The sequence below is a fragment of the Methanobrevibacter curvatus genome, assembly GCF_001639295.1.
GTDB classification, from domain to species: domain Archaea; phylum Methanobacteriota; class Methanobacteria; order Methanobacteriales; family Methanobacteriaceae; genus Methanoflexus; species Methanoflexus curvatus.
In genome coordinates this window covers 23,566-30,333 of record NZ_LWMV01000125.1, presented here as the reverse complement: position 1 = coordinate 30,333, position 6,768 = coordinate 23,566, and the positions used below count along the sequence as shown (strand labels likewise).

General features: G+C 29.2%; 3 protein-coding genes. All 3 read right to left on the bottom strand.

Features of this window, described 5'->3' with window-relative positions; genetic code table 11:
* Window positions 1-1,930 (bottom strand): right-handed parallel beta-helix repeat-containing protein (locus tag MBCUR_RS03275; protein WP_169805784.1); only part of this gene is annotated, 1,930 nt, incomplete at its 3' end.
* A 192-nt stretch (window positions 1,931-2,122) separates the two neighbouring features.
* Complete coding sequence (locus tag MBCUR_RS03270) at window positions 2,123-2,605, bottom strand: hypothetical protein (protein ID WP_067090160.1); 483 nt, start codon at window positions 2,603-2,605, stop codon at window positions 2,123-2,125.
* A gap of 50 nt (window positions 2,606-2,655) precedes the next feature.
* On the bottom strand, window positions 2,656-6,591 hold the full coding sequence (locus MBCUR_RS03265) for a transglutaminase-like domain-containing protein (RefSeq protein ID WP_067090157.1): 3,936 nt from the start codon (window positions 6,589-6,591) through the stop codon (window positions 2,656-2,658).
* Between the last annotated feature and the right edge of the window lie 177 nt (window positions 6,592-6,768).

Below are 6,768 nucleotides of genomic sequence, written 5' to 3'. Positions count from 1 at the left end.
CAATAGCATGATGCACATAATTATAATAAACTTTATTATAACTTCCATCCATTATACTAATACCACCATAATTAGTACTGAATACAGTATTATTAAAAATATTATTGCTCTGACCATAAAGATCAATACCTTCTTTAATACCTTCAGAAACTGTGTTAAATGATATTTTACTGAAATAAACAGAGTCTAACAATATACCTATCTCATGTAAGAAAATATAATTCTTTGTAATTGTTAACTTATCACCGTCAATCACATGAATGCCATTACCAAAATGTTGGTTGGATATATTATTAGATTTAATAAGAGAGTTTCTAATAGAAGATATGTACATACCATTGAAATTATTGTTATATACGAGATTATTAGTTATATTAATGTTATCTGCTTCTTCAACATGAATTCCATCATCTCCACCATTAACCATACGATTATTACTAATAATTGTATTAGAAAGAGAGCGTATTAACAAGCCAAAGCCTGCAGTGCCTACTCCGCAGCCATCTAAATCATTAGATATTATTTTAGAATTATCAACTGAATAAAGCTCTATAGCACTATATACTGAATTTTTAATAATGTTATTTAAGATTTGACTATTAGTTAAGCCATCAATATAGATAGCAATTCCATTTGCTCTGAAGACATTATTCTTAGAAATATTTATATCATCAGCAGTAAACAAAGAAATACCATTAGCACCAGAATTATTCAAAGAGTTACCACTTATAATTCCATTATTTAAACCAGAAAGATAAATACCAGATTCATTAGAATATATCTTATTATTAGATAAAGCAAAATTAGAGATTGTATCTCCTTCTATACCATTACCACTAGAGTCAATAATATTATTGAGCAAATTATTTTTATTAACATTAATCAAAGAAATCCCAAAACCAGAACTATTAATAACATTATTACTAAGATTAATATTATTTACCCCATTTACTGAAACACCAGAAGATCCTCCAGAAACCCTGTTGTTAGTGAAAGAAACATCATCAGATGTATCAATAACAATAACATCACCATCAGAATTAACAGTATTATCATCAACAGTTACTTTATTAACATTAGATAAAGAAACACCTCTTTCCTGAGATTTTACAACTTTATTCTTTTTTATTTTAACATCAGTGGTATCATAAACAGAAATACCTCCATTTGCACCATCAACAGTATTCTCACTTACTTCAACATTGGAAGCAGTATTTACAGCAACACCATCGCCTTCAACATTACTAACCTTATTCTTTTTTAAATTCAAATTTTTAGAATTGGTAGTATAGATTCCAGATCCTCCTGCAGCATTAATTGTATTATCCTCAACAGAAAGATTATCACTTGTATCAGTGTAAATAGCATCACTTTCAACATTGCTAAAATTATTATCCGTAATTTTAATATTATTAGACTCAGAAAGATAAATACCAGAATCAACACCACTAATATTATTCCCAATAATATTCACATTGTTAGACTCACGAACTGAAATAGCTCCACCTTCACCAGAAGAAGAAACACTATTATTAATAACACTCAAACCATTAACAATATCAAAGTCAATAGCTAAATCAAAACCACTAAAACTATTGTTAACAATAGAAATATTATTCACACCAGAACCACTAACACCAATACCATAATTCAAAAATGTAAATCCTTTAATTAGAACATTATCCTCAGAAATACTAAATGCAGACGTAGCAAGATCATCACCAAAAGACCCATCAAGAACCACACCAACATCACAAACAATAGACATAGCACGATCAATCAACAAACTAATCCCCCCATAAACACCACCAAGACCAGTAGAATTAAAATACAAAACATCAATACTAACATCATTCTCAAGAGCATTCTGAATATCATCACTAGACCAAGACTCATTCACAAACAAAGAACCCGCACTAACACTAGACACAGAAAAACCCAAAACCACAAAAATGGTCAATATCAATATACATTTTTTATTAAACAACAAATTCATCACCTTTTATAATATATAAAACTAAAACTTACAAATAGCTATTAAAAAAAATATTTAAAGATAAAAATTATTAAAAACAGAGGAGAAATTAATAATAAATTATCCTCAAAAAATTTACTAATTTTATTATCCTAAATCTATTTCACCTGTAGCATCACTTACACGAAATGTTCCTAGCCATTCATTATTTTTTTTAAAATATACACCAAAATTCCAATATAATCTACCTTTATCATACTCATAGCCTTTATATTTCATATAAGTCATGTTATAGTCATCACCATCAACACCACCTTTATATGAGTTAGCTATACTATATGCTTTAGAATATGATAATCTAGAATTTTTAGGAAGATTTTTAGGTTGATTCTTTTTCTCAAAGTTATTGGAACCCTTAATATTTTTAACAGGAGTTATTTCATTTGTAGAATGATTACTATTATTCTCAGTCTCATTAATATTACTATTATTAATACTGTTTGTGTTATTAATTTTAGAGCTATTTTCAACAGTATTTTGTTCATTATCTAAATTAGTATAAATAAGACTAACACAAGCTATTATTAAAATAGTTGCAATACAGATATAAATTAAATTTCTTAATTTCAATATAATCACTTCCTCAGTTTAATATTTATTTTAAATTTAAACAAAATTTTTTATCTCCTAGTTAAACAACATGAAACTTTATTCTTTTTATTAGTTGTAGTTTTATGTGCATAGAACTTACTCGCTTTATAGCCTGGATAACTCTTTATTTTCACTGTTTTCGGATTCCATTTTGTGCTTCTAATAATATTCACATCATTTTTGGGATTTGTTGTATCAAGAATGTATTTCCCTGTATTTGTATAATAAGCTCTCACAACAACATGTCCTCCAAAAGCCCAGTTATGTTCAAAATATGCTGGAACACCAACAGTCCTTAAAAAAGTAACTAGCAAAATAGATTGATCCGCACAATTTGCAGTACCCTTAGCTTTATTTTGCAGTCTCCATAAAACATCAGTGGACTTATAATGAGAATTCCTATAACCATGATAAGTCACATGATTTTTAACCCATTCATAAATAGCTCTTATTTTTTTATCAGCAGATAAAATACCCTCAATACCACTACCAGAGCCAGCTTTCCCTTGAAATATCTTAATTGCAAGATTTTTAAAATCACTATGATTTACCTGAATACGAGAATCAGAATATGTTAATTCATTCTTCAATTTTGAAGAAAATCCTAAGCCACTGAAATAAATATCCGTAGTTGTGTTTTCAAAAAATGTTTTAACTGATTTTGAACCAGTTTTTTTGTTAACCAAGTCATAAGTATAAGCTATATATGGAGTTAATGAGCTATGGCTAATATTGATTTTAACTGAAACAAAAAATTCAAGTGTTCCATTGTAAGTATTATTTTTATATTTAGGCACTATATTTCTAATAGTATATTTTCCTTTAGAGTTTGAACTAAGATTAAACCAAGTTCCAGAAGTAGTAGGTTTTGAACCTATTTTCTTCCAATTTACACCATCTTTACTGTTAATTGCACCAGAATACCAACCATTTTTATTAACTTTATAAATATAATAAGTTACTCCAATAGAACTATGTTTTTTAAGATTATAATAGCTAATATTCTTAAAACTAACTTTATATTTGGATATATCAATTAAACTAGCTAAATGAGCATATTCATGATTTGAAAGCCCAACAGTTACACTACCTCCTTTAATATAACCAGTGGAAGATGAAGAACTAGATGATGAAATTGATTTTTTATTTGTGTAAGTTTTAGTTTTAGGAGTTGACGGAGCTGTACTACTTACCTTAACAGAAGTAGATACTGTCCATTTTTTGCCACCTTGAGAATAGCTAACTGACACATTAACTTCCTTAGCATTTTTAGATACAGTGTAAGTTCTTGTAGCTACACCATTAGAATTAGATGTTATATTCTTTTTACTGCCAGCAATGGCTGAGGAAAAAGTTTTACCTGGTGTATTGTCTGAAGGTGTTTTTTTAGATCCATTTATAGAAGTATTGCCTTTGCTGTTGTATATTGCTCCAGCAATGTTATCTCCAGTCTTCAGATAGACATTGATAGTTAATTTTTTACCTGGTTTAACTGCAGTCGGAGCTTTAAGTGAAATACTTATAGCTTTTGCAACATTAGAACCTATGTCAACTTTAGAAATCCTTAAAGTAGCTAAATTACAAATGCCACTACCATAGTTTGCAGTATTTCTAGTAATACTTCCACTGCTAATATTCAAAGCATTTTTAGAATAAATAGCTCCACCATTATCTGTGGCTTTATTGTTAGAAAATTTTGTTGAAGAGATAGCTAAAGGAGAATTACTATAAATTGCTCCACCGTTTTTAGCAGAATTACTGGTAAAATTAGAATTTCCACTTATAGTAGATCTAGAACTACCAGAAAGATAAATTCCACCACCATTAGCTGCTGAATTAGAAGAAAAAACAGAATTCACAATTTTGAAACTAGAAATAGAAAAAATCGCACCACCATTACTGCTAGCTTTATTATTGGTGAAATTAGAATTATTTAAAATATTTACAGTGCCACGATTAATATATAGTCCAGCACCATTAGAACTAACAATATTACTTGAAAATCCAATAGAATTAATAGTTAAACCAGAATTAGTATAAATTCCACCACCATTAATGGCTTTATTGTTACTAAAAATAGATTTACTTGTAATAGTTGTAATCCCACCATTTAAATATAATGCTCCACCATTTGAATTAGCATTATTCTTATTAAAATTCGTAGCAATGACACTTAAATCATTTAAACTGTAAATAGCTCCACCATTAGCTGATGCATTGTTATTTAAAAATAAAGCATTATTAACAACTAATTTACCATTACTGTAGACTCCACTACCATTAACAGCTTTATTGTTGGTAAAATTAGAATTATTTAAAATATTTACAGTACCACTGTTAATATATAGTCCAGCACCATTAGAATTAACAACATTACTTGAAAATTCAATAGAATTAATGGTTAAATTAGAATTAGTATAAATTCCACCACCATTAATGGCTTTATTGTCATTAAAAGTAGATTTACTTGTAATGGTTGTAACTCCACCATTTAAATATAGTGCACCACCATTATTAGATTCATTATTCCCATTGAACTTAGATGAAGAAATTTGTAAGTTTTTAAGAGAATAAATAGCTCCACCACTGCCAGTTGCAAGATTATCATTAAAATTAGCTGAAACAATACTTAATACACCATTAGAATAAATCACACCGCCGTTGACACCATTATTGGATGAAAAATTTGAGTTGCTTAATATTCTAGTTGTTCCTCCATTGATATATAATGCTCCACCATTGGATATTGCATTGTTTTTGCTGAATATGGAGTTAGAAATATTTAAATTCTTAAGAGCATATATGGCTCCACCATTGTTTGCATTATTTGAGGTAAAATTAGATTTAGAAGAAATGCTTGTTTGACCATTTGTGTAAATTGCTCCGCCAGAGGTGGTAGCAGTGTTTTGTGAAAAGTTAACTGTGTTAATTTGTAAATCATTTAAAGAATAGATTCCTCCTCCATTTATAGCATAATTGTTTTTAAATGTAGAGTCATTTAGGTATTTAATTGGAATTTGAGTATAAATTGCTCCACCCGTGTTTGTGGCAATATTTGAGTCAAAGATTAAGTTTTTTAAGATGATTATTTTGTTGTCATTGGTGGTTCGGTTGTATATTCCTATTGCTCCACCATTATTTGCTTTGTTAGAGGTGAAGTTAGAGTTTAATATTGTGGCTGTTCCATTAAATATGAATATTGCTCCTCCTATGCTGTTTGCATTGTTTTGATTAAATATGGAGTTGCTAATAGTTACTTCGCAATCAGAGATTCTGATTGCTCCGCCTATATTTGCGCTGTTATTAATGAATTTACAGTTTATGATTTTAGTTCCTGTTCCACTGGCTATGGAAATGGCTCCTCCGTCATTTAGGGTGAAATTGTTAGTAAATGTTGAGTCTATGATTGTTAAATTGGTTGTACCAGATCTTATTGCTCCTCCTTGAACAAAATTATCTGTGCCTGGTTGGTTTCCTAGATTGTTATGGAAAATAGAATTTTTTATTACCGAGTTAGATGCTTGAGGATATATGAAAATGGCTGTTCCACTTTCTCCAGCATTATTTGAAAAAGTACAGTTGTCAACAGTTATTTTAGAGTAGGTAAGGATAGCTGTTCCACCTAAAGTGTTGCCATTTCCGTTAATAAATTTAATATATTTGAATGTGATGTTGTTTGCATTAACCCATGCGATTCTGCTGATGTTTTCTCCAGATAAAGTTGCAGGGTTATTAGCAGAAGCACCAGTAAATGTTAAATTTTCCTTAGTTATTCTAATTACCGAACCATTACTTTTAAAAGTATTTGAGCCTAATTGAATAACATCTCCAGAACTAGCAGTATTAATAATGTCATTTATATCGTCGAAAGAATCTCCACTAACAGCAATATTACCTGCTGAAGTTGCAGAGAAAGAAAGGGAAAGCAGGAACACTAAAGTCAAAAGAAAAATTCCAGCTCTCACCCCCCCACCCCTGTGCACGAATTTCCGTATGTTAAAATTAATTACATCCATATAAATCACTTATAAACATTTTTTAAAAAAAAAATAGCTGAAAAAAATATAATCAATTAAAAGTTTAAAAAAAATGAAAATAAAAAAACAAAAAAGTTATTTTCAGCTAATAAATAAGTTTCATTC